23 protein-coding genes are annotated in these 24,854 nt (G+C 33.0%); 14 read left to right on the forward strand and 9 right to left on the reverse strand.

Translation table 11 applies throughout. The features are described 5' to 3' along the window. Window positions 1-22 precede the first annotated feature (22 nt). The 3 genes from gmk to CLU82_RS09610 form a co-directional block, all read right to left on the reverse strand. Window positions 23-592 (reverse strand): guanylate kinase, encoded by a 570-nt coding sequence (gene gmk, locus CLU82_RS09600; protein ID WP_100842887.1) that lies wholly within the window; start codon window positions 590-592, stop codon window positions 23-25. A gap of 24 nt (window positions 593-616) precedes the next feature. Then, entirely contained in the window at window positions 617-1,477 is an 861-nt protein-coding gene (locus tag CLU82_RS09605) for a YicC/YloC family endoribonuclease (protein WP_100842888.1), read from the reverse strand. 126 nt (window positions 1,478-1,603) lie between these two features. Further along, window positions 1,604-1,960: an arsenate reductase family protein gene (locus tag CLU82_RS09610; protein ID WP_100842889.1), complete on the reverse strand. Its 357-nt coding sequence runs from the start codon at window positions 1,958-1,960 to the stop codon at window positions 1,604-1,606. A 77-nt stretch (window positions 1,961-2,037) separates the two neighbouring features. Here CLU82_RS09610 and CLU82_RS09615 point away from each other — a divergent pair, with 77 nt between their 5' ends. Both CLU82_RS09615 and CLU82_RS09620 read left to right on the forward strand, forming a co-directional pair. After that, entirely contained in the window at window positions 2,038-2,493 is a 456-nt protein-coding gene (locus CLU82_RS09615) for a DinB family protein (RefSeq protein ID WP_100842890.1), read from the forward strand. A gap of 161 nt (window positions 2,494-2,654) precedes the next feature. Continuing rightward, on the forward strand, window positions 2,655-3,800 hold the full coding sequence (locus tag CLU82_RS09620; RefSeq protein WP_100842891.1) for a cystathionine gamma-synthase: 1,146 nt from the start codon (window positions 2,655-2,657) through the stop codon (window positions 3,798-3,800). Between the two features lie 67 nt (window positions 3,801-3,867). Here the strand turns inward: CLU82_RS09620 and CLU82_RS09625 are convergent, their stop codons facing one another. Beyond that, window positions 3,868-4,653: a glutamate dehydrogenase gene (locus tag CLU82_RS09625; protein ID WP_100844998.1), complete on the reverse strand. Its 786-nt coding sequence runs from the start codon at window positions 4,651-4,653 to the stop codon at window positions 3,868-3,870. Between the two features lie 278 nt (window positions 4,654-4,931). Here CLU82_RS09625 and gdhA point away from each other — a divergent pair, with 278 nt between their 5' ends. The 11 genes from gdhA to CLU82_RS09680 all read left to right on the forward strand — a co-directional run bounded on the left by gdhA (window position 4,932) and on the right by CLU82_RS09680 (window position 19,270). Continuing rightward, the gene (gene gdhA / locus CLU82_RS09630) at window positions 4,932-6,275 is read left to right on the forward strand and encodes an NADP-specific glutamate dehydrogenase (RefSeq protein WP_100842892.1); all 1,344 of its coding nucleotides are present in this window, start codon (window positions 4,932-4,934) and stop codon (window positions 6,273-6,275) included. An 828-nt stretch (window positions 6,276-7,103) separates the two neighbouring features. Beyond that, entirely contained in the window at window positions 7,104-7,541 is a 438-nt protein-coding gene (locus CLU82_RS09635; RefSeq protein WP_100842893.1) for a MarR family winged helix-turn-helix transcriptional regulator, read from the forward strand. A 4-nt stretch (window positions 7,542-7,545) separates the two neighbouring features. Further along, on the forward strand, window positions 7,546-8,580 hold the full coding sequence (locus tag CLU82_RS09640; protein WP_100842894.1) for a S41 family peptidase: 1,035 nt from the start codon (window positions 7,546-7,548) through the stop codon (window positions 8,578-8,580). Window positions 8,581-8,748: 168 nt separating this feature from the next. Continuing rightward, window positions 8,749-9,861, forward strand: a complete 1,113-nt coding sequence (locus CLU82_RS09645) for a two-component regulator propeller domain-containing protein (protein WP_100842895.1) — start codon at window positions 8,749-8,751, stop codon at window positions 9,859-9,861. A 220-nt stretch (window positions 9,862-10,081) separates the two neighbouring features. Beyond that, window positions 10,082-12,376, forward strand: coding sequence for a T9SS type A sorting domain-containing protein (locus CLU82_RS09650; RefSeq protein WP_100842896.1), 2,295 nt, complete (start codon window positions 10,082-10,084; stop codon window positions 12,374-12,376). Between the two features lie 49 nt (window positions 12,377-12,425). Then, complete coding sequence (gene recO / locus CLU82_RS09655; RefSeq protein ID WP_100842897.1) at window positions 12,426-13,139, forward strand: DNA repair protein RecO; 714 nt, start codon at window positions 12,426-12,428, stop codon at window positions 13,137-13,139. Window positions 13,140-13,250: 111 nt separating this feature from the next. Next, the gene (locus CLU82_RS09660) at window positions 13,251-14,003 is read left to right on the forward strand and encodes a glucose 1-dehydrogenase (RefSeq protein WP_100842898.1); all 753 of its coding nucleotides are present in this window, start codon (window positions 13,251-13,253) and stop codon (window positions 14,001-14,003) included. 75 nt (window positions 14,004-14,078) lie between these two features. Then, window positions 14,079-14,663 (forward strand): TetR/AcrR family transcriptional regulator, encoded by a 585-nt coding sequence (locus tag CLU82_RS09665; RefSeq protein ID WP_100842899.1) that lies wholly within the window; start codon window positions 14,079-14,081, stop codon window positions 14,661-14,663. A 124-nt stretch (window positions 14,664-14,787) separates the two neighbouring features. Continuing rightward, on the forward strand, window positions 14,788-18,198 hold the full coding sequence (gene ileS, locus CLU82_RS09670) for an isoleucine--tRNA ligase (RefSeq protein WP_100842900.1): 3,411 nt from the start codon (window positions 14,788-14,790) through the stop codon (window positions 18,196-18,198). A gap of 4 nt (window positions 18,199-18,202) precedes the next feature. Further along, window positions 18,203-18,583, forward strand: coding sequence for a TraR/DksA C4-type zinc finger protein (locus tag CLU82_RS09675; protein ID WP_100842901.1), 381 nt, complete (start codon window positions 18,203-18,205; stop codon window positions 18,581-18,583). A gap of 87 nt (window positions 18,584-18,670) precedes the next feature. Beyond that, on the forward strand, window positions 18,671-19,270 hold the full coding sequence (locus CLU82_RS09680; protein WP_100842902.1) for a lipoprotein signal peptidase: 600 nt from the start codon (window positions 18,671-18,673) through the stop codon (window positions 19,268-19,270). A gap of 60 nt (window positions 19,271-19,330) precedes the next feature. Here the strand turns inward: CLU82_RS09680 and CLU82_RS09685 are convergent, their stop codons facing one another. The 5 genes from CLU82_RS09685 to CLU82_RS09705 form a co-directional block, all read right to left on the reverse strand. Beyond that, window positions 19,331-19,525: a hypothetical protein gene (locus CLU82_RS09685; protein WP_100842903.1), complete on the reverse strand. Its 195-nt coding sequence runs from the start codon at window positions 19,523-19,525 to the stop codon at window positions 19,331-19,333. Window positions 19,526-19,578: 53 nt separating this feature from the next. Next, window positions 19,579-20,142, reverse strand: a complete 564-nt coding sequence (locus CLU82_RS09690) for a 5-formyltetrahydrofolate cyclo-ligase (protein WP_100842904.1) — start codon at window positions 20,140-20,142, stop codon at window positions 19,579-19,581. Further along, the gene (locus CLU82_RS09695) at window positions 20,111-21,373 is read right to left on the reverse strand and encodes a pyridoxal-dependent decarboxylase (protein ID WP_100842905.1); all 1,263 of its coding nucleotides are present in this window, start codon (window positions 21,371-21,373) and stop codon (window positions 20,111-20,113) included. The genes CLU82_RS09690 and CLU82_RS09695 overlap by 32 nt, the downstream gene beginning before the upstream one ends. 65 nt (window positions 21,374-21,438) lie before the next feature. Then, window positions 21,439-22,422, reverse strand: a complete 984-nt coding sequence (locus tag CLU82_RS09700) for a succinylglutamate desuccinylase/aspartoacylase family protein (protein ID WP_100842906.1) — start codon at window positions 22,420-22,422, stop codon at window positions 21,439-21,441. Between the two features lie 71 nt (window positions 22,423-22,493). Next, window positions 22,494-22,970 (reverse strand): hypothetical protein, encoded by a 477-nt coding sequence (locus tag CLU82_RS09705; protein ID WP_100842907.1) that lies wholly within the window; start codon window positions 22,968-22,970, stop codon window positions 22,494-22,496. 448 nt (window positions 22,971-23,418) lie between these two features. Here CLU82_RS09705 and CLU82_RS09710 point away from each other — a divergent pair, with 448 nt between their 5' ends. Then, window positions 23,419-24,735 (forward strand): Fic family protein, encoded by a 1,317-nt coding sequence (locus tag CLU82_RS09710; protein WP_100842908.1) that lies wholly within the window; start codon window positions 23,419-23,421, stop codon window positions 24,733-24,735. Window positions 24,736-24,854 lie beyond the last annotated feature (119 nt).

Here is a 24,854-nt window from a genome sequence, read left to right on the forward strand (position 1 = left end):
CTTTTGCCTTATGGCTTATGGCTTATTTAACAAAGTTCTTGACCAATTGACTTGCTTCTTCCAAAGCTACATCCAAATCATAGTTTTTGATAATCACATCAAATTGTGGAGCTGTTGCCAGTTCTACAGAAGCTTTTGCAATTCTCATATTGATTTTGTCTTCGCTTTCGGTAGAACGTTCTTTTAATCTTCTTTTGAGTTCATCTACACTTGGAGGTTTTACAAAAACGGCCAAGGTTTCTTCAGGGAATTTAGATTTGATTCGCAAACCACCGGCAACATCAATATCAAAAATTACATTTTTGCCTTGAGCCCAAATGCGTTCTACTTCGCTTTTTAGCGTGCCATAAAAATTATCACGATACACTTCTTCCCATTCTACAAAGTCTTCGGCTTTGATATGTTTTTTGAACTCTTCTAAAGACATGAAATAATAATCTTTCCCACTTACTTCTTCACCACGAGCTTCACGCGTAGCAGCCGAAATAGAAAATTCTAAATTTAAATCTTCTTGCTTTAATAAATGTCTAACGATGGTCGTTTTTCCTGATCCCGATGGTGCCGAAAACACTATTAATTTTCCTTTTTTCATTTTTTAAATCTGAAATCTATATTTTTAAAGTACGTTTAATACTTGTTCTTTTATTTTCTCTAATTCGTCTTTCATCTGAACCACTAATTTTTGCATTTGAGCATGATTCGATTTAGAACCCATAGTATTGATTTCACGACCCATTTCTTGAGTAATAAAACCTAGTTTTCTACCATTAGCTTCTGTTCCTTTGATAGTTTCTAAGAAATAATCCAAGTGGTTAGTTAAGCGAACTTTTTCTTCAGTAATATCCAGTTTCTCTAAGTAATAGATTAATTCTTGTTCAAAACGATTTTCATCTACATTTACTTTCAGCTCAGCAATCGCTGTTTGCAAACGGTCTTTAATAGCTTGAACACGTTCTGGATCTAGTGCCAAAGCTTCATTCATATATTGACGAATATTACCAATACGCAATTGAAATTCATTCTCCAGAGATTGTCCTTCGTCTCTGCGAAAATTTAAAATATTTTGTAAAGCTTCTTCGATTGCAGTTTGGATTTGAGCCCAATCATTTTCGTCGATTTCTTCACGTTCAATTTTCATAGTGTCTGGCATACGAACAGCCATTTTCATCAATTCAGTTTCATCAGCATCAGCATACACTTCTCTTAATTGTTTAATGTAGGCTTTTACGATAGGAACATTGACTTTAGTCGAAGTTTGTTCAGCAGTACTTTCGATAAAAATAGAAAAATCTACTTTACCTCTTTCCAGTTTTAAAGCAATTTGATTACGTAAACCCAGTTCCATTTCGCGGTACAGAGAAGGCATTCGAACATTTAAATCTAAACCTTTACTGTTTAAAGATTTTACTTCAACTGTAATTTTTTTGGTTGGTAATTGCAAAGTAGCTTTACCAAAACCAGTCATTGATTGTATCATATATTTTTCTAAAAGTGTTCAAAGATAAGAAAAGTTCGGAGTAATTAGTAATTAGTGATTTGTTGTACTAAACACGACTAATTGCTTGTGAGGGCTTCCTTATTTATAGCTCCAATAGAATTTATTTTAGACATTAGATAATGCTAAATGAACCTGATGAATGTTTTGCTGGCTATTACCAATGTATATTTTATCGTTTATGATAAAAACTGGACGACTTATAAAAGTATAATGCTCCAAAATGTATTTTTTATAATCATCTTCGGTTAGGGATTTATTTTTTAAATCCATCGATTTATACAATTGCGCTTTTTTACTAAATAAAGCTTCATAGCTTCCTGAAAGACTATGCATTTCTTCTAACTCTTCAATGGTAATTGGGTTTTGTTTGATGTCATGAAAAGCCAAATTATGATTATTTGGAAGCGCTTTTATTATTTTTCGACAAGTATCACAAGAAGCGAGATAATATATTTTGTTCATTTTGATTTATTTTCTAAATGCAAAGGAAAACATTTGACGCTTAAAATGTTTAATTTTATGCAAAAATTAAAGATATTATGAAAGATACATTCGAAGTTAACAGCACTAGTAGAAAAATGTTAGATGCTTATTTTGAAAATTATACATTAGAACAATTAAACAAAATTCCAGAAGGATTTACTAATAATTTAATTTGGAATATTGCTCATGTTATAGTGACACAGCAAATATTAGTTTACAAATTATCAGGATTACCGATGATGGTATCGGATGCAATGGTAGAAAAATACCGAAAAGGAACTAAACCAGAGAATGATGTAACGCAAGCAGAAGTAGAGGAGATAAAGGAATTGTTGTTTGATACTTTACATAAAACGGAAGTAGATTATAACAATGGTGTTTTTGTAAATTATCAGGAATATCCAACTTCTACTGGATTTATTTTGAAAAGTGCAGTGGGTGCAATTGAATTCAATAATTTTCACGAAGGCTTGCATATTGGAATTATGATGAGCCTCAGAAAGTTTGTATAGTCTTTTGATTTAGCAGAACATAAAAAATATTGATTTATAGGAGGTTTAAAATTAAACATATAAGTCATTTAAGTTTTTATATGTTCTTTATCGCAAAAATCTTATATGTTATTCTTTTAAAATTTAAACAGGCTTTTTTGCACTAATAAAAAAAATATAAAATGAAATTCAACACTAAAGTAATTCATGGAGGTCAACATCATGATCCAAGTACAGGTGCGGTAATGCCTCCTGTTTATCAAACTTCTACATTTGTACAAACTAGCCCTGGAAAACCTTTGAACCCGGATTATGAGTATAGCAGAGCGGCAAATCCAACACGAACGGCTCTGGAAAATGCATTGGCAAGTATCGAAAATGGAACACGAGGATTGGCTTTCTCATCTGGACTGGCGGCAACAGATTGTCTTTTACGATCTTTTAAAGCGGGTGATGAGATCATTGCTATGGATGATTTATACGGAGGAACGTATCGCATGTTTACCCGTATATATAAAGATTCGGGAATAAAATTTCATTTTGTTGATATGAATGATTTGGATAATTTTAAGTCGTTGATAAATACTAATACAAAATTGGTCTGGGTTGAAACGCCAACCAATCCGTTAATGAAACTAGCCGATATTCAGGAAATAGCAAAAATTACAAAAGCGAATAATATTCTTTTTGCTGTAGATAATACGTTTGCAACAGCTTATTTACAAAAACCATTAGATTTAGGAGCTGATATAGTAATGCACTCGGCAACCAAATATTTGGGAGGACATTCAGATGTAATTGCTGGTGCTTTAATTGTAAAAGATGAAGCATTGGGAGACCAATTACATTTTCAACAATTTGCCACAGGAGCAACACTTGGACCAATGGATAGTTTTTTGGTGCTGAGAGGAATTAAAACATTGCATTTGCGAGTACAAAGGCATTGTGAAAATGGAACTAAAGTGGTAGAATTCTTGAACAGTCATCCGAAGATTAAAACAGTTTATTATCCTGGATTACCAACTCATCCGTATCATGAAATTGCAAAAAAGCAAATGAGCGGATTTGGAGGGATGGTTTCTTTTACCTTTGTATCTGGTGAAAAAGAAGAGGCTGTACAATTTTTAGAAAAACTAAAAGTATTTACGCTTGCAGAATCACTAGGAGGTGTAGAATCTTTAGCCAATCATCCAGCTTTAATGACGCATGCGTCGATTCCAGAAGATAAAAGGAAAGAAGGAGGAATTACCGATGATTTAGTTCGTTTGAGTGTTGGTATTGAAGATGCCGAAGATTTAATTGCCGACTTAGATCAAGCATTAGCATAAAACTAAAAACTCCAACTTCTATCTTAGTAAAAGTTGGAGTTTTTTTTATAAAAGGAATTGTTTGTTTTTAATGGTCAAAATAGAAAATATATCCTAATCCAATAAAAGTTAACCAATCGTTGTTTTTGTTTTCTTTAAATAAATCTTCATTAGGATTTAGTCCATCAACCCAGTCCGAACTGAAGTATTGAGCTCTAATGTCAAATACAAGATCAGACATTTTATTGAGTTTGTAACGGGTTCCAATATTTAAAGCTCCAGAAAAGACTACTTTGCTTTCATTAGAATAGCCATGAGGATGTCCGTCAGATGGGATTAAATATTTGGCAGGAGTAGTTGTTATATTTCCAAGTTCTCCCAATTCAGAAGTTGCAGTAGCAGTATAATAACTAACTTGTGGTCCCAAACTGATGTAGGGTTCAAAACTTCCTACTGTATTCTCAAAATCGTGAATATTTATAAAGTTATATTCAAGTTGGAAACCTAAATTAATCAACTGAGTTGAACCTCGCATTGCTTTCAGTTGTTTAGATCCGATAGTATTTTTCTCAATCCATTGTCCGTAATGCTTCAAATTGGTTTTACTATACGAAAATTCATTTCTTATTTTGAAATGTTCTGCTAGATAGTCATTTACATAGTCAGTATAGGAAAAGTTCATATAGTCAACAAAAGAAACTCCAAATCCCATATTATTTAAATTGGTTTTTGAATCGTTACGTTGTCCATAATCAGAACGGAATTCAATTCGCCCAGCTATTACTCCTATCTCATGAGTAATTCCTGTTTGAGAAAAGGAACTAAATGGTAGAACAGTTAGTAATAAGAAAGCGATTATTTTTAGTTTAGTCATAGTAGGTGGCATTATCGAGACTTGACAAAGATATAAAAACTACTAAGATAGAAATTATTAAAAAATAAAAAATAAAAAAAAGTGTATATCTTTATAATTATTATCAATACTATATCGATTTCGTAAATACATTGTTTCATATATATGATTTTTTATAAATGACTAATAAAAAGATAATTTTACTCTAAAAAGGCATTAAAAAAGTTAAAATATTTGAATAAGATGTATATTTGCAAAACTAACGGAAGCGTTTATCTAACGTTTATAATTTTATAATTATGTCAAAAAGTATTACAGATTTTATCGAATTAGTTGCCAAAAAAAATCCAAACGAGCTGGAATTTATGCAAGCTGTTACCGAAGTTGCTGAAACAGTTATTCCTTTTATCGAAGAAAATAAAAAATATCAAAACAAAATGCTCTTGGAAAGAATGGTCGAGTCAGATCGTATCATTATGTTCCGTGTAGTCTGGACAGACGACAAAGGTGATACACAAGTAAATAGAGGATACCGTATTCAAATGAATTCGGCTATCGGACCATATAAAGGAGGAATTCGTTTTCATCCATCTGTTAATTTAAGTATTTTGAAGTTTTTAGCTTTCGAGCAAACCTTCAAAAACAGTTTGACTACATTACCAATGGGTGGTGGAAAAGGTGGAGCCGATTTTGATCCGAAAGGAAAATCAGATAACGAAGTAATGCGTTTTTGTCAAGCTTTCATGACCGAATTATCAAAACATATTGGAGCTGATACCGATGTACCGGCTGGAGATATTGGAGTAGGAGGTAGAGAAGTAGGATATATGTTTGGTCAGTTCAAGAGATTGAGAAACGAATTTACAGGAGTTTTAACCGGTAAAGGAATTTCTTTTGGAGGATCATTAATTCGTCCAGAAGCTACAGGATACGGTGATGTATATTTTGCACAAAGTATGTTGGCTACCAAAGGAGAAAGCTTCGAGGGGAAAACAGTAGTGATCTCTGGGTCTGGAAACGTAGCTCAATATGCAGCCGAAAAAGCAACTCAATTGGGTGGTAAAGTAGTAACTCTATCAGATTCTGCTGGATATATCTATGATGCAGACGGAATTGATGCTGAGAAATTGGCATACGTAATGGAAATTAAAAATGAGTTAAGAGGAAGAATTAGCGATTACCTTGCTAAATATCCAAATGCAAAATATGTAGCTGGTAAACGTCCATGGGAAGTAAAATGTGATGTTGCCTTGCCGTGTGCAACTCAAAACGAGTTAGACGAAGACGAAGCTAAAACACTTGTTGCTAATGGTTGTATCTGTGTTGCCGAAGGAGCAAACATGCCATCAACACCAGAAGCCGTTCACGTTTTCCAAAAAGCTAAAATTTTATTTGCACCAGGAAAAGCCTCAAATGCAGGTGGAGTAGCAACTTCAGGACTTGAAATGTCTCAAAACTCATTACGTTTGAGTTGGACTTCGGAAGAAGTTGACGAAAGATTAAAAGCAATCATGGCAGCAATTCACGCTTCATGTGTAAAATATGGTACAGATGCTACGGGTTTTACCGACTACGTAAGAGGCGCTAATATCGCTGGATTCGTAAAAGTTGCCGATGCAATGCTAGCTCAAGGAGTAGTATAATATACTCTAATCCTAATTCAAAATGCCTTTATCGTCAATGATAAAGGCATTTTTTTTGCTCTAAGAATTATAATTTGGGCAAAACCCCCACTAGAAAAAGGGCTATCAATAGCAGCGGGTATAGGCCCTTTTCTCTAGTGGCGGTCGGGCTATACGCGCTACTTCGGTAGCTTGCTCCTATCCCTTTCGCGGGCAAAACCATTAAAATAGAGTGTCTAACCATAATAATAGAGGTGCTTCGTACCAACAACAGAGGTACGAAGCACTAATAATAGAGTTGCGGATCACCTATAGTGTTGGTACTATGAACCAATTCTATTGGTGTTTATCACCAGTAAAACAACTAATAATGAGTTGCCAAAGACTATAATGATGAAATTGTCTATTATATGAATTGTAATTTTTGCAAAAACGTTGGTTTATAGGGAGGTCTACTCCTGTTTTTAGGGAGGTAACGTACCGTTTTGTGGGAGATGTGCAGTGTATAATAGGTGAATTTTACTCGTACTTGATGCTGTAAGGCAAAAAAACGGGACTACTATTACAAGGAGTAACACTAGACAAAGCTTCAATTATTTACCATTGAGAAATGTTATCAATTGCTACAACTTGCTACAGACAAAAGTTTATTTAAAGATTTTTTCACACTTTAGCATACAACAAAAAACAATTTTATAACGCCAATCTACCCACATCTGGGTGCATACCAGCATTTATATAGGGGAAAACAGTAAGGAACCCTCAAAACCCCGAAAAAAATAGATAAAAAATTAATTTCTTTTAGATTATATTGATATATCAATTATATTTGTATCAAATAATTAAAATATGGATATTAATAACCCCACCGGAACTGTACTTTATCTAATCGAACAAGCAATTAAGGAGTATAGAAAAGTATCACAAAAAAACATTACGAAAGTTGTAAAAGATATTACAGTTGATCAATGTCTAATTTTGATAATCCTTAACGAGGATGGCAAAATTCCTCAAAATGTATTAGCAAATCTTATATTTAAAGACAATGCGTCTATTACTAGAATGATAGAATTAATGGTTAAAAAAGAGTATTTAAACAGAACTATTCATAAAGAAGATAGAAGGAAATTTAATCTCGAAATAACTGAAAAAGGAAAAACTACAATCGAATTATTATCGCCAATTATCCAAATAAACAGAAAAACAGCACTAAATGGTTTGTCATTGGAAGAAATTGATTTACTCAATAAAACTTTAAATAAAATAATTACTAATTGTAAAATCTAAAAAAATGAAAATAGTATTGAATCTATTATTAGTTAGCATTATTAGCTGTTTCAACTTAAAAGCAAATGCTCAGGATTTAACGGAACGAAATAGACAAATAGTTGAAATAGCCGATAACATTAATAAATATTACATTTTCGAAGATGTGGCAAATCAACTTTCAAAAAAATTAAAGTCAGAAATAGAACTTAAAACTTTTGACAATCTTACGGATAAAGAATTTGCAAAATCTCTTTCCTCTTATTTAACCAAAAATGGAAATGATTTGCACTTCAATGTGTTATATCGTCCCAATGAAGAAGATGAAAAAAAAGTAAATGAAAAAGAATTGCTGCAAAAATATGATTCCATTAATAGACAATGGAATTATGGTTTTGAAAAAGTTATAAGATTAGATGGAAATATTGGCTATATCGAATATACTGGATTTCCTGAAGGAAATAAATCTGCTCAACAAATTTTAGATGCAACAATGAACTTTGTTTCAAATACTAATGCATTAATTATAGACTTAAGAAACAATCAAGGTGGTGATGGCAAAATGGTCGAACTTTTTTTAAGTTACTTTTTCGATCAAAAAATAAAATTAAATGAGACGTATACAAGATATAATGACGAGACTACAAACTATTACACAACTAAAAAAGTCAATGGTAAAAAGTATTTAGATAAACCCGTATATATTCTTGTAAACAACAAAACTATTTCTGCGGCGGAGGCATTAGCCTATAATTTACAACAAAATAAAATTGCAAAAATAATTGGAGATAAAACTTATGGAGCAGCAAATCCTGTAAAAGTATTTTTTATTGGCAAAAAATATCAATTATTCATCCCAATATCAATTGAAAAAAATGCTATCACAAAAACCAATTGGGAACATATAGGTATTGATGCAGATATAAAAATAAGTTCAGAAAAAGCATTCATAAAAGCTCAAATTATAGCACTTGAAAATGTGTTGAAGTCAAATACTAAAACGGAATTAACTGTAAATGAAATTAAAGAAAGGGTTTTAAAGTTAGAATCACAATTGTAGAAATTTTTTAGCTACAGCTAACAACAGTTTCATAAGATTTGGGCATTTGGCTTACTATTAAATTGGTTTTGTACTAGGATTTTAAGCTATTAACAGAAAAATAAATCTTAATTTAGTCCCAAACTTCGTAGCGTCAGAACGTCGTGCGACATACTAAAAACCAACAGAATGAGAGTAAAATCAGTGAGTCAAAACATATTTATCGTTTATTACATGTTTTTGATTATGGTAACAATCTCTTGTAATAAGCAAAGCCAATCAACAGAAACAAATAATATTGTACACGATAAAAACAGTGTTCAACACCTTGATAAAGGAATCAACGCCGTAAGATTAAAATACACAACAGGAGTTCGTTCAATTTTAGAGGATAGTAAAGGAAATGTTTGGTTTGGTAGTTACAACGAAGGAGTGTGTTTGCTTCATAATGGGAAGTTCCAATATTTTACAACAAAAAACGGTTTAAGTGACAATCAGGTTAGGAATATTTATGAAGATAAAAATGGTCTAATTTGGTTTGAATGTGGCAGAGGTTTGAGTACTTATGATGGTAAAGACATAAATATATACAAAGAACGAAATTACAATTCAAAGAACGAGTGGAAGTTAAATAAAAGGGATATTTGGTTTAAAGGTGATGAAATTGAGGGGTACAATAAACTTGAAAAGTATCCCGGGGTGTATCAATATGAAGGACAAAAGCTTTCCTATCGCCTGTTTCCTGTTACACCTAAACCTGGAGATGGGTTTAAATATTACATTTCAACACCCTTTGTCAAAGGTAAAAATGGAATTGTTTGGTTTGGAGCTTACGGTGCGGTAATAGGATATAATGGTTCAGATTTTAAAATATTGGATAATGAATATCTTCAATTTAACTCAGAAACTAACTATTTGCATGTTCGAAGCCTATTTGAAGACAGTAAGGGAAATCTTTGGATTGGTAACAATGGAATGGGCGTTTTGAAATATGATGGAAAAAAAGTCGTCAATTTCACTGCACAACACAAATTAAAGAAAGAGTATACGAAAGGTAATTCTCTTGAAAAGGTTTTTTCGATTGGAGAAGATACTACAGGAAACATTTGGTTTGGTACTGTAGGGTCTGGTGTTTGGAAATATGATGGTAAGTCCGTGAAAAATTTCACTAAAGAGGATGGACTTGAAAGCAATCACATTTGGACTATATATAAAAGCAAACAAGGAGAATTGTGGTTTGGAGGAGCAAATCCAAGTGGTGTATATCGATTCAATGGAAAGTCTTTTGAAAGAAAATATTAACTAGAAGTACGAACGTACAGCCGTTTGCCGTGATTAGTGTTTTAGGCTAAATTTAAAGATGGTTTTGTGGTTGGGAAATTTACTTCGTCCATTCACTATCGATTCGGGTAGGCATAATGAAAAAACCACGCATCTTTAATACCCAATCAAATTCTATTGTAAAATTCAAAAATCCTTATTTCTTTCCTTTGTACTATATTTGTAAATCAAATGTTGTTCCATGTCAAAAAGACTTCTATACCTACTTTTTTTATTCGTAGTACAAACCACTTTTGCGCAAAGTAATTTGTCTTGGCAGGGATATTTTTCTTATACCCAAATCAAAGCCCTTTCCGAATCACCCAAATCAATTTATGCAGCTTCTGAAAATGCCCTGTTTTCTAAAAATAATAGTACCAACATTATAAAAACCACCACTACAATAGATGGACTTGCTGGTGAAACTATTACGGCATTGTATTATAGTTCAACATTCAATAAAACAATTGTTGGATATCAAAATGGTTTATTAACGGTTATTAATGAAGCCGATGGATCGATGCTCAAAGTAGTCGATATTATCAATAAAAATTTACCAACCAACATAAAGCAAATCAATGGCTTTATGGAGTACAACGGAATTGTGTATGTCTCCACCGATTTTGGGATAGTACAATTTAACTTAGCTACTTTAAAATTTGGTGACACCTATTTCATTGGCGACAATGGAGCTGAAATCAAAGTATCCCAAAGTGCCATTTACAATGGATTTATTTATGCAGCCACCTCCAGCGGTATTCGAAAAGCAGACATAACCAATCCTAATTTAATAGATTACAAACAATGGCAAGTGACCAATACAGGTGATTGGTCAGGAATTGCAGCATTGGAAACTGATTTGTATGCTGTAAATGTGGGGGGCTATGTTCATAAATATGATTCGGGATCAAGTACTTTTAATGGTTTTTTATCATTGCCTGAGGCTACTACCAATTTTCGATCCACTCCCGATTATTTGATTATAACAACACCCAGTAGCGTTTTCATATATAACAAACAAATGGTTTTGGAGCGTCAAATAAATAAAGACCAAATTCTAGGCATGCGATCTGAGTTTAGTTGTGCTACTATAATAGGTTCAATTGTTTTTATAGGCACCACTGAAAATGGATTGATTACGACTTCACTTTCATCAGCTTCAACATTTGATAACATAACACCAATGGGGCCTTCATTAAATAATGTTTTCGCTCTGCAAGCCTCATCAACACAGCTTTGGGCAGTTTATGGAGATTATGATATTTTTTATAATCCGTATCCATTGGATGATTTAGGAATTAGTAAATATTCAACATCCGGATGGTTAAATATTCCTTTTGATGAAGTACTTGGAGCCAAATCTATATCCCAAATTGCAATTAATCCAACGAACGAAAAAGAGGTGTATGCTAGTTCCTTTTTCTCTGGATTGTTAAAAATACAAAACGACGTACCAACAATTTTATACGATCAAACTAATAGTAATTTAGAGTCTTTAGTTCTTAGTCCGCCAGATCCCAATTATATTGATATACGAATCAATGGAGCAGCTTTTGATAAATCTGGTAATTTATGGGTAACTAATTGCAGAGTTGTAAATGGCTTACATATGTTAAGTCCCAGCGGACAATGGAAAAGTTATGCGATGGATAAGATTTTGACAACATATAGAAATAATGATTTTGGCCGAATGGTTATCGATAAATATGGTACAAAATGGATGTCAACTAATATAAATGGTGTAATAGGTTTTAATGAAAGTAGCAACACATTCAAAAAAATCACTTTCGGTACAGATCAGGGAAATTTACCAATACAAGATGTTCGGGCTCTTGCCGTGGATACTAAAAATCAACTTTGGATTGGAACCCCAAAAGGATTGAGAGTTTTGTCTAATGTTAATGACTTTCAAACGGAAAGTCAGTTAACAACCGAAAGTATTATTATTCTGGAGGATAATCTAGCTCAAGAATTACTTTACGAACAATTTATAACCGATATCGAAGTAAATGGTGCCAACGAAAAATGGATTGCAACTGCAGATGCTGGTGTATTTTTGGTCTCTGCAAATGGTCAGGAAACCAAGTATCATTTCACAATAGACAATTCACCTTTGCCTAGTAATGTCATAAACGATATTAGCATCAATAGTAGTACTGGTGAAGTTTTTATAGCGACTTCCAAAGGTTTAATTTCATTCAAAGGTATTGCTACATCAGCAAGCGATGATTTAAGCAATGTATATGTATACCCAAATCCTGTTCGCCCGGAATATTCCGGAACAGTAAAAATAAATGGATTGCTCAACAAGGCCAATGTGAAAATAACCGATGTTGCGGGCAATCTAGTGTTCGAAGCTACATCCGAGGGCGGAACTTTAGAATGGGACACAACTGCTTTTGGCAAATACAAAGTGGCTTCTGGTGTGTATATGATTTTTATATCAGCTCAAGACGGTAGTGAAACCAAAGTCAAAAAAGTAATGATTATTAGATAGCTTGTTTATAGTTTTTATGACCTGAAACTATAAACTTTAAATAAAAAAAATGCAAGTAAAAACTAAAGCAATCGTTATTTCGGCTTTAAAATTTCAAGAAAAAAGCTTAATTGTAAAATGTTTTACGCTTTCTAATGGTTTGAAATCTTATATCGTCCGTGATGCTTTTTCTTCTCGAAAAGGGAGCTCAAAAATGGCTTATTTTCAGCCTTTGACCATTATAGAAATTGAAGCGGTTCATAAAAACAAGGGAACTTTAGAAAATTTCAAAGAAGTAAAAATTGCTTCACCTTTTCATTCTATACATTCGGATATTTTTAAGAGTACAATGGTTTTGTTCCTCTCCGAAATTTTGCACCATTCAATCCATGAAGAAGAAAAAAACGAATCGCTGTTCACCTTTTTAGAAACCGCTTTGCATTGGTTAGACGAACATGATGAAATTTCAAATTTTCATTTGATTTTTATGTTGGAAGCAACTAAATATCTCGGTTTTTATCCTGATACTTCCGATACGGATATGCCATTTTTTGAAATGACTGAGGGTGTTTTTACTCCTTTTCATGCTGTTAGTTCTCTTTCTGAACATGAAACTAATTTGTTTAAAAAATTAATTAATTTAAAATTTGACAATGATGAAAAAGTTTTTCATGTTATTGAGAGACAAATACTACTCAAAATTTTAATTGATTATTATAGCTTTCATCTCGATGGTTTCAAACGACCAAAATCTTTAGATGTTTTAAAAGAGGTTTTCTCTTGATTTTCAAGTAATTAAAATTAACAAAGTATTAACACAATTAATAACGGAACAATCGTTCCGTTATTATACATTTGTACTATCAAATTGTAATAATCATTAAAAAATAATAAAATGAACAAATTATCAAACAAGATTGCCATTGTTACCGGAGGAAATAGTGGAATTGGTTATGCAACAGCCAAAGATTTTAAAGAAAATGGTGCACAAGTTATCATTACAGGAAGAAATGAACAAGCGACAAATAAAGCAGCTCAAGAATTAGGAGTTACTGGAATTGTTTCTGATCAATCCGATTTGAAATCAATCGATAGTTTGGTTGATGAGGTAAAATCAAAATTTGGAAAAATTGATATCGTTTTTTTAAATGCAGGATTGGCTGCTTTTGCTCCTCTTGACCAAGCTTCAGAAGAACATTATGATTCAATAATGAATGTAAATGTAAAAGGAGTTTATTTTACATTGCAAAAATTACTTCCAATATTAAACGACGGTGGGTCTGTTGTGTTAAACACATCAATTAATGCATCTGTCGGAATGCCAAATTCTAGTGTATATGCAGCAAGTAAAGGAGCTTTGTTGTCTTTAAATCGCGTTTTTGCTACCGAATTGGCTCCAAGAAAAATTAGAATTAATGCTATTTCTCCTGGTCCAGTAGAAACTCCACTTTATGGGAAATTAGGATTAACTCAAGAGGAAGTGAATGGATTTGGTAAAGTTTTAGGCGAAAAAATTCTTTTAAATCGTTTTGCTCAACCAGAAGAAATTGCAAAATCGGTTACTTTCTTAGCTTCTTCAGATGCTTCATTTATCACAGGAACAGAATTGGTTGTTGATGGAGGATTGATTGTTAACGCAGTAGTTTAATTATTTTTTTAATTAAATTTGGAACAATCGTTCCGAATAACTAGCTTTGTATATAAATTATACAAAGCTTTTTTTATGGCACGTACTAAGCAGTTTAACGAGGAAGAAATTCTTGATAAAGCAATTTCGCTTTTTTGGGATAAAGGGTATAATGGCGCTTCGGCACAAGACTTAGTCAATCATTTAGGACTTAGCCGTTCGAGCATTTATGATACATTTAGCGATAAGCATACACTTTTTATAAAAGCATTACAACAATATCGCAAGCAAAATGGTGATGGTTTGAAAGAAGTATTAGTGAATTCAAAAGATATAAAAGAAACAATTAGAGCAATTTTTAAACAAGCCGTTTTAGAAACGTTGCAAGCTTCAGAAAATAAAGGTTGTTTTATGGTAAATACAACGACTGAATTGGCTATTCACGATAAAGAAATAGCGAAAATTGTAAACGATAATCGTAACGAGGTACAAGGTTTTTTCTTTGAAGCTCTTCAAAAAGGGCAGGAAATTGGAACTATATCGAAAGATAAGGATGCTTTAGCTTTGGCCCGATTTATTTTTAATAGTTATTCGGGTATTCGAGTATCTGCAAGATCTTCAGGAATGGATAAAGCGTCTTTGGATGATATTGTAAAAGTGACACTTTCGGTTTTAGATTAAAATAATAAATAAACAACGATTTGGTTTTTTGAATGGTTTTTAGATAAAATAATTAAAAGAACATTTACAAATGATTTTTTATCAAAATTCATTACTTTCGCACCACGATTAAGAAAAGGATAAAATGAGCACAAAATTTACTGAATACAAAGGACTTGACTTGCCAACAGTAGCGTCAGAAGTACTTGATTTTTGGAAGAAAGAAAATATATTTGAAAAGAGTGTAACCACTCGCAAAGGAGCTGAACCTTTCGTGTTTTTTGAAGGACCACCTTCGGCAAATGGATTGCCTGGAATTCACCACGTGATGGCACGTGCAATTAAAGATATTTTTTGCAGATATAAAACTCAAAAAGGATTTCAAGTAAAGCGTAAAGCTGGTTGGGATACTCACGGATTGCCTGTAGAATTAGGTACCGAGAAAGAACTTGGAATTACCAAAGAAGACATAGGAAAATCAATTACGGTTGAAGAGTATAACGAAGCGTGTAAAAAAACCGTTATGCGTTATACCGACGTATGGAATGATTTGACCGAAAAAATGGGATATTGGGTAGATATGGAAGATCCATATATTACTTATAAATCCAAATACATGGAGTCTGTTTGGTGGCTTTTGAAACAAATCTATAATAAAGATTTGATGTACAAAGGGTATACTATTCAGCCATATTCTCCAAAAGCAGGAACGGGATTGTCTTCTCACGAAGTAAATCAGCCAGGTTCTTACCGTGATGTGACTGATACTACAATTGTAGCTCAGTTTAAAGCGACAACTGATTCATTACCCAATTTTTTACAAGGTTTTGGAGATATTCATATTTTGGCTTGGACGACTACGCCTTGGACTTTGCCATCGAATACTGCGTTGACAGTTGGACCAAAAATTGATTATGTTTTAGTAGAAACTTTCAATCAATATACGTTCCGTCCTGTCAAAGTAATTTTGGCTAAAAATTTAGTTGGAAAACAATTCGGGAAAGGGTTTTTTGCAAGTACAGAAGCAGCTGATTTTGAAAATTTCAAAGAAGGAGATAAAAAAATACCGTATCAAATAGTTGCGGAAGCAAAAGGAGCTGATTTAGTTGGTATTCGTTACGAACAATTATTGCCTTTTACATTACCATATCAAAATCCAGAAAATGCATTTAGAGTAATTTCAGGGGATTTTGTTACTACTGAAGATGGAACAGGAATTGTACATACCGCTCCAACATTTGGTGCAGATGATGCTAAAGTAGCGAAAGAAGCTACTCCAGAAGTTCCTCCAATGTTGGTTTTAGACGAAAACGGAACTCCAGTTCCTTTAGTAAATCTACAAGGAAAATTCATCAATGGTTTAGGAGTTTACTCTGGAAAATATGTTAAGAATGAATATTATACAGCTGCCGATGGTGATGCACCAGAACGTTCTGTAGATGTTGAAATTGCTATTCAGTTAAAAGAAGAAAATAAAGCATTCAAAGTAGAGAAATATGTACACAGTTATCCACATTGCTGGAGAACTGATACGCCTATTTTATACTATCCTTTGGATTCTTGGTTTATAAAAATTACCGAGGTTAGAGATAGAATGTTCGATTTGAACGAAACTATCAACTGGAAACCAAAATCAACTGGAGAAGGACGTTTTGGAAATTGGTTAAAAAATGCCAACGACTGGAATTTATCGCGTTCTCGCTTTTGGGGGATCCCATTGCCAATCTGGAGAAACGAAGAAGGAACAGAAGAAATGCTGATTGGTTCTGTTGAAGAATTATACAACGAAATCGAAAAATCTATTGCAGCAGGTTTTCAAAAAGAAAATCCTTTCAAAGGTTTTGAAATTGGAAACATGGCTGAATCAAATTATGATTTAGTTGATTTGCATAAAAATGTAGTTGATGGAATCACTTTGGTTTCAGCATCAGGAAAACCAATGAAACGCGAATCTGATTTGATTGATGTTTGGTTTGATTCTGGAGCAATGCCTTACGCACAATGGCACTACCCTTTCGAAAACAAAGAAAAAATTGATGAGAACAAAGATTTCCCAGCCAATTTTATTGCGGAAGGAGTAGACCAAACTCGTGGTTGGTTTTATACTTTACACGCTATTGGAACTTTGGTTTTTGATAAAATTGCCTATAAAAACGTAGTTTCAAACGGATTAGTTTTAGATAAAAATGGACAAAAAATGTCTAAACGTCTAGGTAATGCTGCCGATCCTTTTGAAACATTAAAAGAATATGGTCCTGATGCCACACGTTGGTATATGATATCCAATGCAAATCCTTGGGACAATTTAAAATTCGATTTAGAAGGAATTGCTGAGGTTCGCCGTAAGTTCTTTGGAACATTATACAATACGTATTCATTCTTTAGTTTATACGCTAATATCGATGGTTTCAAATATGAGGAAGCTGAAATTCCTGTAAACGAAAGACCAGAAATTGACCAGTGGATTATATCTGAATTAAATACTTTAATAAAAGTAGTTGATGAAGCCTATGCTGATTACGAACCTACAAAAGCGGCTCGTGCTATTTCTGAATTCGTTCAGGAAAATTTAAGTAACTGGTACGTTCGTTTGTGTCGTCGTCGTTTTTGGAAAGGGGAGTACGCACAAGATAAAATTGCAGCGTATCAAACACTTTATACCTGTTTATTAACTATCACTAAATTGAGTGCCCCTATTGCGCCGTTCTTTATGGATGCGCTTTACAGAGACCTTACAAAGGCTACAGAAACCGAAAAATTTGAGTCTGTTCACTTAGCTCAATTCCCAGTTTCAGTTGAAAAGTATGTTAATAAAATGTTAGAGAGCAAAATGCAGAAAGCGCAGACTATCTCTTCTCTAGTTTTATCACTACGTAAAAAAGAAATGATTAAGGTACGTCAACCACTACAAAAGGTAATGATTCCAGTACTTGACGAGAATCAGAAGCTAGAAATTGAAGCGGTTTCAGACTTAATTAAAGCCGAAGTTAACGTAAAAGAAATCGTACTTTTAGATGATGCTTCAGGTATTTTGATCAAGCAGATTAAACCAAATTTCAAGGCATTGGGACCTCGTTTTGGAAAAGATATGGGATTGATTTCCAAAGAGATACAAAATTTAACTACAGAACAAATCTCACAATTTGATAAAGAAGGCACGTTAACCATTGTAATTGCGGGAAATAGTGTAATTTTATCATTAGAAGATGTAGAAATATCGTCACAAGATATCGAGGGTTGGCTGGTTGCCAATTCAAATGGAATAACGGTTGCGTTGGATATTACAATCTCTCCTGAGTTGAAACAAGAAGGTATCGCGAGAGAATTAGTTAATAGAATTCAAAACATCCGTAAAGATGCTGGATTTGAAGTGACAGATAAAATTAAAGTTCATTTGCAAAAGAATGATACTTTGGAAATAGCAGTTAACGCCAATAAAGACTACATTAAATCGGAAACACTGACAGAAATGCTTGTTTTTGAGGATATTATGGAGAATGGCACGGAAATTGACTTTGATGGAATAACAACAAGTATAATAATTACAAAAAATTAGTATTATGGTAGATGAAGTTGCAAGATACTCTGACGCTGATTTAGCAGAGTTCAAGGAAATCATTCAGAATAAAATCGTAAAGGCTCAAGCCGATTTAGATTTGATTAAGAGCGCCTACATGAATGACCTTAACAACGGTACGGATGATACTTCCCCAACGTTTAAAGCATTTGAAGAAGGTAGTGAAATTATGTCGAAAGAAGCTAACTCACAACTTGCAATTCGTCAAGAAAAGTTTATACGAGATTTGAAGAGTGCATTATTTAGAGTAGAAAATAAAACGTACGGTGTCTGTAGAGTTACCGGAAAATTAATTGGAAAAGAAAGACTAAAAATTGTTCCTCATGCTACAATGAGCATCGAGGCAAAAAATCTACAAAGATAAAAGTCTTTATACCACAATAATTAACGCTCCTTTAGGAGCGTTTTTTTTTCTTAATTTATTACTTTTACGCCGTTAAAATTTTTATAGATGTCATTAGTCAAAGCATACTTTCTTATTATTCTTATATTGTTGGTCGATCAGGTCTCTAAAATATATGTGAAAACAAATTTTATTTTAGGAGAAGAGGTTCATGTATTCAATTGGTTCCAGATTCATTTTATTGAAAATGAAGGTATGGCTTGGGGAACTAAAATTCCAGGAGCTTATGGAAAATTAATTCTAACTGTCTTTAGACTTTTTGCCGTAACGGGAATTGGCTATTGGTTATGGGATGCAGTAGAAAGAAAGAAAAGTTCCAATTATCTTGTTGTTGCTATTGCCTTGATATTTGCAGGAGCATTAGGAAACATTATTGATTCTGTATTTTATGGCGTTATATTTGATGACAGTCATCAACAATTGGCGACTATATTTGCAAAAGAACCTTATGGGACCTGGTTAAACGGACAGGTAGTCGATATGTTTTATTTTCCTTTCGTAAGGGATTATCCAATGCCGGAATGGGTTCCTTATTTTGGAGGTCGTAACTTTACCTTTTTTAACGCAATCTTCAATGTAGCCGATATGGCTATTTCTACAGGAGTTGGAATTTTAATAGTATTCAATAAAAAAGCATTTCAGAAATAATTGATTTTGCTTTCAAATAAAATGAAAAGAGGCTGTCCTAATAGGCAGCCTCTTTTCGTTTTATTTATTATGACCAGGAGCGTAATTTTTGGCGCTTTTTTGACCGGTCATTTTTTTGGCTTGTCCGGGAGGTACCTTTTTAGTTTTAGTGGTACCATTATTGGTTGCTACTCCAACACTGCAGTTTGCTAAAGTTAAAGCAAACAATACAATCATTATTTGTGTAGTTAAACGTGGGGCTTTAAATATTTTCATAATTTAATAATAGGTTAAGTCACAAAAGTACTAAATCCAATTTAGAGTAAAAGCTAAAAAGTAAAAACTCCACTTGGAGTAACACAATAATCCAGTAAAATATCACTCTCAAAAACATCCGAAATTAATTCTTCGGGGTCAAAGAACGAAAGTCCAATTTTAATAGTTTCGGGTTTGCATTCACTCAAGAATTTATCATAAAAACCTTTGCCATAACCCACACGGTTTCCTTTTTTGTCAAAAGCTAAAAGAGGGACAAAAACCACATCGATTTTTTTTGAAGGAACTTCAATGCCGTCAATGGGTTCGGGAATGTTGTATTCGTTTTTTTGTATTCGGGTATTATCTGTCAAAAGAAAATGAGTCATGCCTCTGGTCTCAAAATCACTTTTTGAAATCAAAATTTCTTTATCTTTTCCAGACAATAAATGGAGGATGAATTCAGTATCGACTTCTTTGTGCTCAACGATAGGTAAAAAAATATGAAAATACGTTTTATCCCAAATAGGAAGTGGTAGTACCCCATTTGCAATAGCCAAACTTTTTTCTTCTATTTCAATTTCTGAGAGTTCTTTTCGTAACTCTTTATACTTCGTCCGTAATGCTTTTTTTAACATAAAGTGATTTTTCTAAATCTGTTATAAAAGTACTCAAATGATCTACTTCTACATGATCCATAATCACAATTTTATACCATGAATTATCATCATTATGTTTTTGTGGTACTAAATCAAATTTCCTGGCTAAAGTTTTTTTGATGAATTGCGACTGGATAGTGACAATATTCATAAACGGTTCTCTAAAATAAGCGACTTTCAATTCGTCCAGTCGATCGCATAACCACTGCGTTCTCATTTGTAAAACCCGTATTTTTTCGCACCAGCCAAATGGACCATAGGCGAATAAAATCATCCAAACGGCAACGGCATTAGACCCAGATCGGCTGCCGCAAAGCGTTAGATCCATGCCTTCGATATATTCAGCCTCTTTGGTCAAAACGTTTTCTATTAATCCTTTTCTGCATAAAAAAATTCCTGTGCCATAAGGGGCTTGTAGCATTTTGTGAGCATCAATTGTTATCGAACTGATTTTTGGATTTTCAAAATTAAGCTCTGATTCTCGGTTGCTAAACGGGTAGATAAAACCGCCATAGGCAGCATCAAGATGTACTTTATAAATAAGGTGGTGTTTTTCTAAAATTTGAACATAATCATTACTATCGTCAATAGCCCCAAACATGGTGGTTCCCATATTTGAGATTACAATGAAATATTTCTTCCCGTGCTTTTTGGCTTTAATGATGATGTTTTCCAACTGGAAAGTATCAATTTCTCTGGTTTGAAAATCAACTGGAACTTTCAGCCAATCTAACATTAATACATTAGCAGCTTTTGGAATGGAGTAGTGCGTATCTTCGGAAGCTAAAATTGCTATTTCATAAGAATTCGCACCCAATTTATAACAGAAGTAATTTCGGTACATCCAAATGGCTTGAATATTAGCTTCGGTTCCGCCTGGAGAAATATACCCATCGTAGGATTTGGGTTGCGCTTTAAAAACATCAACGGCTAGTACATCCAGAACTTCCCGTTCCATTTCTTGTGTGCCTTTAAAGGCTTTTTCGGAAATGCCTAATGTATGGCATCCTATATGGTTGGGATTGGCAACATAGGTTTTTAATGTTGGAGCATCTGCCAAGAAAGAGGCTTCCTCATAATACACTTTACTGTCTAGTTTTGAGGCAGGATATCCTAATGAAGTGTCTAGTGTAAAATTAACGTTCTCCTGTAAAGCGTTCTCAATTCGGGCTTGTCTATCTTTTTGTGATAACTTTTTCCAATACAACATAATGACTCATTTTTTATTCAAAAATAAGGGTATTGAATGTTGAAAAATATGATAAATGTTAGGTTTTATTCTTCTTCCTGTTCGCTTTCTCCAGTATTCGAAAGATGATAAATGGCGTCTCCTTGATACACTATCGGAGAGTGATTTGCATTAAGAACATACCCATCATTTGGCGCTTTTATTTTGCGTTCAAATTTCCCGAAGGGATCGGTTATCATTCCTAGTATAGCTCCTTTTTTCACAAATTGCCCCACCATATTGTGGTCTATTAGCAAACCAGAACATTTGGCTCTTAACCATCCTGATTTTTCGATGTAAATGGTTTGTTTTTTTTGTGGAGGAGCATAGTGTTTTGGGTCTAACATATCCAAATGTTTTAAAAGGCGTTTGACTCCATTAATACCTTCCTGAGCTACTTCATGATTAATATCCAAAGATTTTCCTCCTTCAAAAAGCAACATTTTTACATTTATTTTTTCACTGGCACTTCTAAAGGAACCAGCGATGTTTTTTGAGAATAAAGTAAAGGGCGCATTAAAGGCATCGGCGAGTAATTTTACACTCGGATTATTTGGTGTAAGTCTAATTTGAGGAGCATTGAAGCGACTGGCACCTCCGGCATGAAAATCGACTGCATAATCCACAAGAGGCATAATATCGGTAATAATATGATAAGCAAACCGACTGGCCAATGATCCTTTTCTGCTTCCGGGAAACACACGATTCAGGTCCCTTCCGTCAGGAAAATCTCTGGATCTATTAATAAAGCCGTAGATGTTTACGATAGGAATACAAATGATAGTCCCTTTTTTGGGTTTATTTATTTTTTTACTAATGAGCTGTCTTACGATCTCGACACCATTAAACTCATCTCCATGAATTCCGCCCGAAAAAAGAACGACGGGTCCCTCAATTTTGGAACGTTTTACAATAATTGGAATCGTGAGTTTTGTAGTGGTATGCAGTCGGGCAATTTCTAATTGAATGTTTTTACTTTCGCCAGGCAAAACGCTTTCGCCAAAAATCACTAATGGTCTTGAATCTTTCATAGTATAAAATCTAAATATAGAAATTTGTATTGCACCTATTGCTCGAGTCGTAATTCATAAACAACGTCTAGTTAGATTTTCTTTTTGGTTATGCCAGTTCTTGGAAAAAAGCCAATCATATCGTCTGCTTTTCTTGAAAAGCTACTTCCGTTAGAAAAATTGCTTTTGTATTTGGCATATTGATAATCCCGCAAAGCATCGGTATAATTATCATAGTCGCCTAGTATTTTAATATTAATGAGCTGGCTTTCGATAGCTTTTATTTTCGAAAGCATTTGCGTGGCTTGCCAACGATTTTGATAGTCAAGATCAAACTCATTCCAGTCTACCTCTGGAGACCTTAGTTGAGGCATATTTTCATGGTACGTTTTTACTTTGTCTATGAGTAATTTGTTTTTCTCTTTTACGCGGCCAAATTTTCGATGTTCGGAAGGACTCAAATTGACTGACATGCCGGCTAAGGCTGTTGTCAAAACTGCTAGCGCCTGATCTATATCCTGAATTTGTTGTTCCGAAAAATGAACTTTACATAAGTTATCTAATGGCATACTGTATTTGTTTTGAGTATTTTAGATAAAAATATAAATAATTATTTAAAAAATTAATAATAAAGTATAAAATTTTATTTATTGTATCTAAAATTTTATTTATGCTTATTAAAATTTAAAGCTTAGTATATAAATATTTAAATAAAATTATTAAAATTTTAAATAGAGTTATTAAAATTTTATAGGTGTTTATTGAAATTTATAATTTTATAGATAAAATTTTAATTGGAAGTATTAAAATTTTAATAGTTATGTATAAAATTTTAATGATTAAGTTAAAAAAATGGCAGTATTTACAGGAATACCCTATTTGAAATAGTTTTCAGATTTTTTTGGAAAGATGATTATTTCAAAGATTTAAAGTCTATTTTGAATTTTTACTTAATAGGCTGTATTTGTTTTATGCCGATTTTAAAGTTAAATTTGTTTGAATTAAATTGTGACTGTTATGGAAGAAATCGCGAATGCATTAGAACTTAAAAATGAGTTGGATACTTTGCGTCCAATTGATAAAGAGAAGGAAGCGATTATAATGCAAAAATTCCGTTTGGATTGGAATTACCATTCTAATCATTTGGAAGGAAATGTACTTACTTACGGAGAAACAAAAGCTTTAATTTTGTTTGGTATTACCGCACAAGGCAAACCATTAAAAGACACTTTAGAAATCACAGGACATAACGATGCAATAAATTGGGTAATAGATTTAGTCAAGATGGAGCGTCCTTTGACAGAAAGTTTTATTAGAGATTTACATTCCCTTTTATTGCAAGACTCTTATAAAGAATCCAAAAATGCAGACGGGACAATTGTTCCAAGAAAAATTAGTGCAGGAAAATATAAAACAACCAGCAATCACGTAGAAACGGTAACTGGCGAAATTTTTTATTTTGCTACTCCAGAGGAAACACCTGCAAAGATGTATGATTTGTTGAATTGGTATAATGAAAAAATAAAGGAAGAGAACGTTAATCCAATTCTTGTAGCTGCTGAATTTCATTATCGTTTTATTAGAATTCATCCTTTTGATGATGGAAACGGAAGAACAGCCCGAATAGTGATGAATTTTATATTGATGCAATTTGGTTTTCCTCCAGTAATTATAAAAACCGAAGACAAAGCCAATTATTTTGCAGCTTTGCAGCTTGCCGATGCTGGAAATATTGAAGCTTTTGTTACTTATATTGCAAAAAATTTGGTTTATTCTCTCCAAATAATGATCTCTGGAGCAAAAGGAGAAAGTATTGAAGAGGAAGATGATTTGGATAAAGAGATTGCGTTGCTGGAGCAGAAAATAAAAAAAATTGATATAATTAAAGAAAAAACAAAAAGTGACTATTTATCAGATTTATTCCAAATCTCGTTTTCAAATCTCATTAATAAATTTGAATTTCAAATGAAAAAATTTGAAAAAATTTATTCTGAGTATCATTTTGATTTTGATTTTGATGGAGGGAAATATAAAAATCTGAAAGATTTTGATTTAGAAAAAATCAATACGGCTTTGAACAGGAATTACTTAGATATAAACTATAGATATCTTCATTTTAAAAAGGAAGGATTAGAAAATATCTATTTTGAAAGTAATATTTCAGTGATTTTTTTTAAAGATATTTACCATATAAAGTTAAATGAAAAAGACATATTAGAAAATCCTTATGGAACTCAATTAACCGATTCTGAAATAGATAAAATAGTAAAATCAGAAGTAAAACGTCATAAAGAATTCATCGAACAAAAAATAGCTGAACAAGAAAACAAATAATCAGTGAAAATCTGTAAAATCCGTTCAATCTGTGGCTAATTTTCAATCTCAATTGCAATTGCAAAAATCAATATCAATTTTTCAAATGTCAACTAAAAACTGAACACTGAATACTAAAA

The sequence above is a fragment of the Flavobacterium sp. 5 genome, from assembly GCF_002813295.1.
Taxonomy (GTDB): domain Bacteria; phylum Bacteroidota; class Bacteroidia; order Flavobacteriales; family Flavobacteriaceae; genus Flavobacterium.

What these genes read in the sequence shown, in the direction of transcription:
- CLU82_RS09620 (WP_100842891.1), top strand. Translation starts at nt 2,655, where the DNA reads ATGAAATTCAACACTAAAGTAATTCATGGAGGTCAACATCATGATCCA.
- CLU82_RS09665 (WP_100842899.1), top strand. Translation starts at nt 14,079, where the DNA reads ATGGCACGTACTAAGCAGTTTAACGAGGAAGAAATTCTTGATAAAGCA.
- CLU82_RS09645 (WP_100842895.1), top strand. Translation starts at nt 8,749, where the DNA reads ATGAGAGTAAAATCAGTGAGTCAAAACATATTTATCGTTTATTACATG.
- CLU82_RS09605 (WP_100842888.1), bottom strand. Translation starts at nt 1,477, where the DNA reads ATGATACAATCAATGACTGGTTTTGGTAAAGCTACTTTGCAATTACCA.
- CLU82_RS09705 (WP_100842907.1), bottom strand. Translation starts at nt 22,970, where the DNA reads ATGCCATTAGATAACTTATGTAAAGTTCATTTTTCGGAACAACAAATT.
- CLU82_RS09675 (WP_100842901.1), top strand. Translation starts at nt 18,203, where the DNA reads ATGGTAGATGAAGTTGCAAGATACTCTGACGCTGATTTAGCAGAGTTC.
- ileS (WP_100842900.1), top strand. Translation starts at nt 14,788, where the DNA reads ATGAGCACAAAATTTACTGAATACAAAGGACTTGACTTGCCAACAGTA.
- CLU82_RS09695 (WP_100842905.1), bottom strand. Translation starts at nt 21,373, where the DNA reads ATGTTGTATTGGAAAAAGTTATCACAAAAAGATAGACAAGCCCGAATT.
- CLU82_RS09685 (WP_100842903.1), bottom strand. Translation starts at nt 19,525, where the DNA reads ATGAAAATATTTAAAGCCCCACGTTTAACTACACAAATAATGATTGTA.
- CLU82_RS09635 (WP_100842893.1), top strand. Translation starts at nt 7,104, where the DNA reads ATGGATATTAATAACCCCACCGGAACTGTACTTTATCTAATCGAACAA.
- CLU82_RS09710 (WP_100842908.1), top strand. Translation starts at nt 23,419, where the DNA reads ATGGAAGAAATCGCGAATGCATTAGAACTTAAAAATGAGTTGGATACT.
- CLU82_RS09700 (WP_100842906.1), bottom strand. Translation starts at nt 22,422, where the DNA reads ATGAAAGATTCAAGACCATTAGTGATTTTTGGCGAAAGCGTTTTGCCT.
- gdhA (WP_100842892.1), top strand. Translation starts at nt 4,932, where the DNA reads ATGTCAAAAAGTATTACAGATTTTATCGAATTAGTTGCCAAAAAAAAT.
- CLU82_RS09640 (WP_100842894.1), top strand. Translation starts at nt 7,546, where the DNA reads ATGAAAATAGTATTGAATCTATTATTAGTTAGCATTATTAGCTGTTTC.
- CLU82_RS09660 (WP_100842898.1), top strand. Translation starts at nt 13,251, where the DNA reads ATGAACAAATTATCAAACAAGATTGCCATTGTTACCGGAGGAAATAGT.
- CLU82_RS09680 (WP_100842902.1), top strand. Translation starts at nt 18,671, where the DNA reads ATGTCATTAGTCAAAGCATACTTTCTTATTATTCTTATATTGTTGGTC.
- CLU82_RS09615 (WP_100842890.1), top strand. Translation starts at nt 2,038, where the DNA reads ATGAAAGATACATTCGAAGTTAACAGCACTAGTAGAAAAATGTTAGAT.
- CLU82_RS09625 (WP_100844998.1), bottom strand. Translation starts at nt 4,653, where the DNA reads ATGACTAAACTAAAAATAATCGCTTTCTTATTACTAACTGTTCTACCA.
- CLU82_RS09650 (WP_100842896.1), top strand. Translation starts at nt 10,082, where the DNA reads ATGTCAAAAAGACTTCTATACCTACTTTTTTTATTCGTAGTACAAACC.
- CLU82_RS09690 (WP_100842904.1), bottom strand. Translation starts at nt 20,142, where the DNA reads ATGTTAAAAAAAGCATTACGGACGAAGTATAAAGAGTTACGAAAAGAA.
- CLU82_RS09610 (WP_100842889.1), bottom strand. Translation starts at nt 1,960, where the DNA reads ATGAACAAAATATATTATCTCGCTTCTTGTGATACTTGTCGAAAAATA.
- gmk (WP_100842887.1), bottom strand. Translation starts at nt 592, where the DNA reads ATGAAAAAAGGAAAATTAATAGTGTTTTCGGCACCATCGGGATCAGGA.
- recO (WP_100842897.1), top strand. Translation starts at nt 12,426, where the DNA reads ATGCAAGTAAAAACTAAAGCAATCGTTATTTCGGCTTTAAAATTTCAA.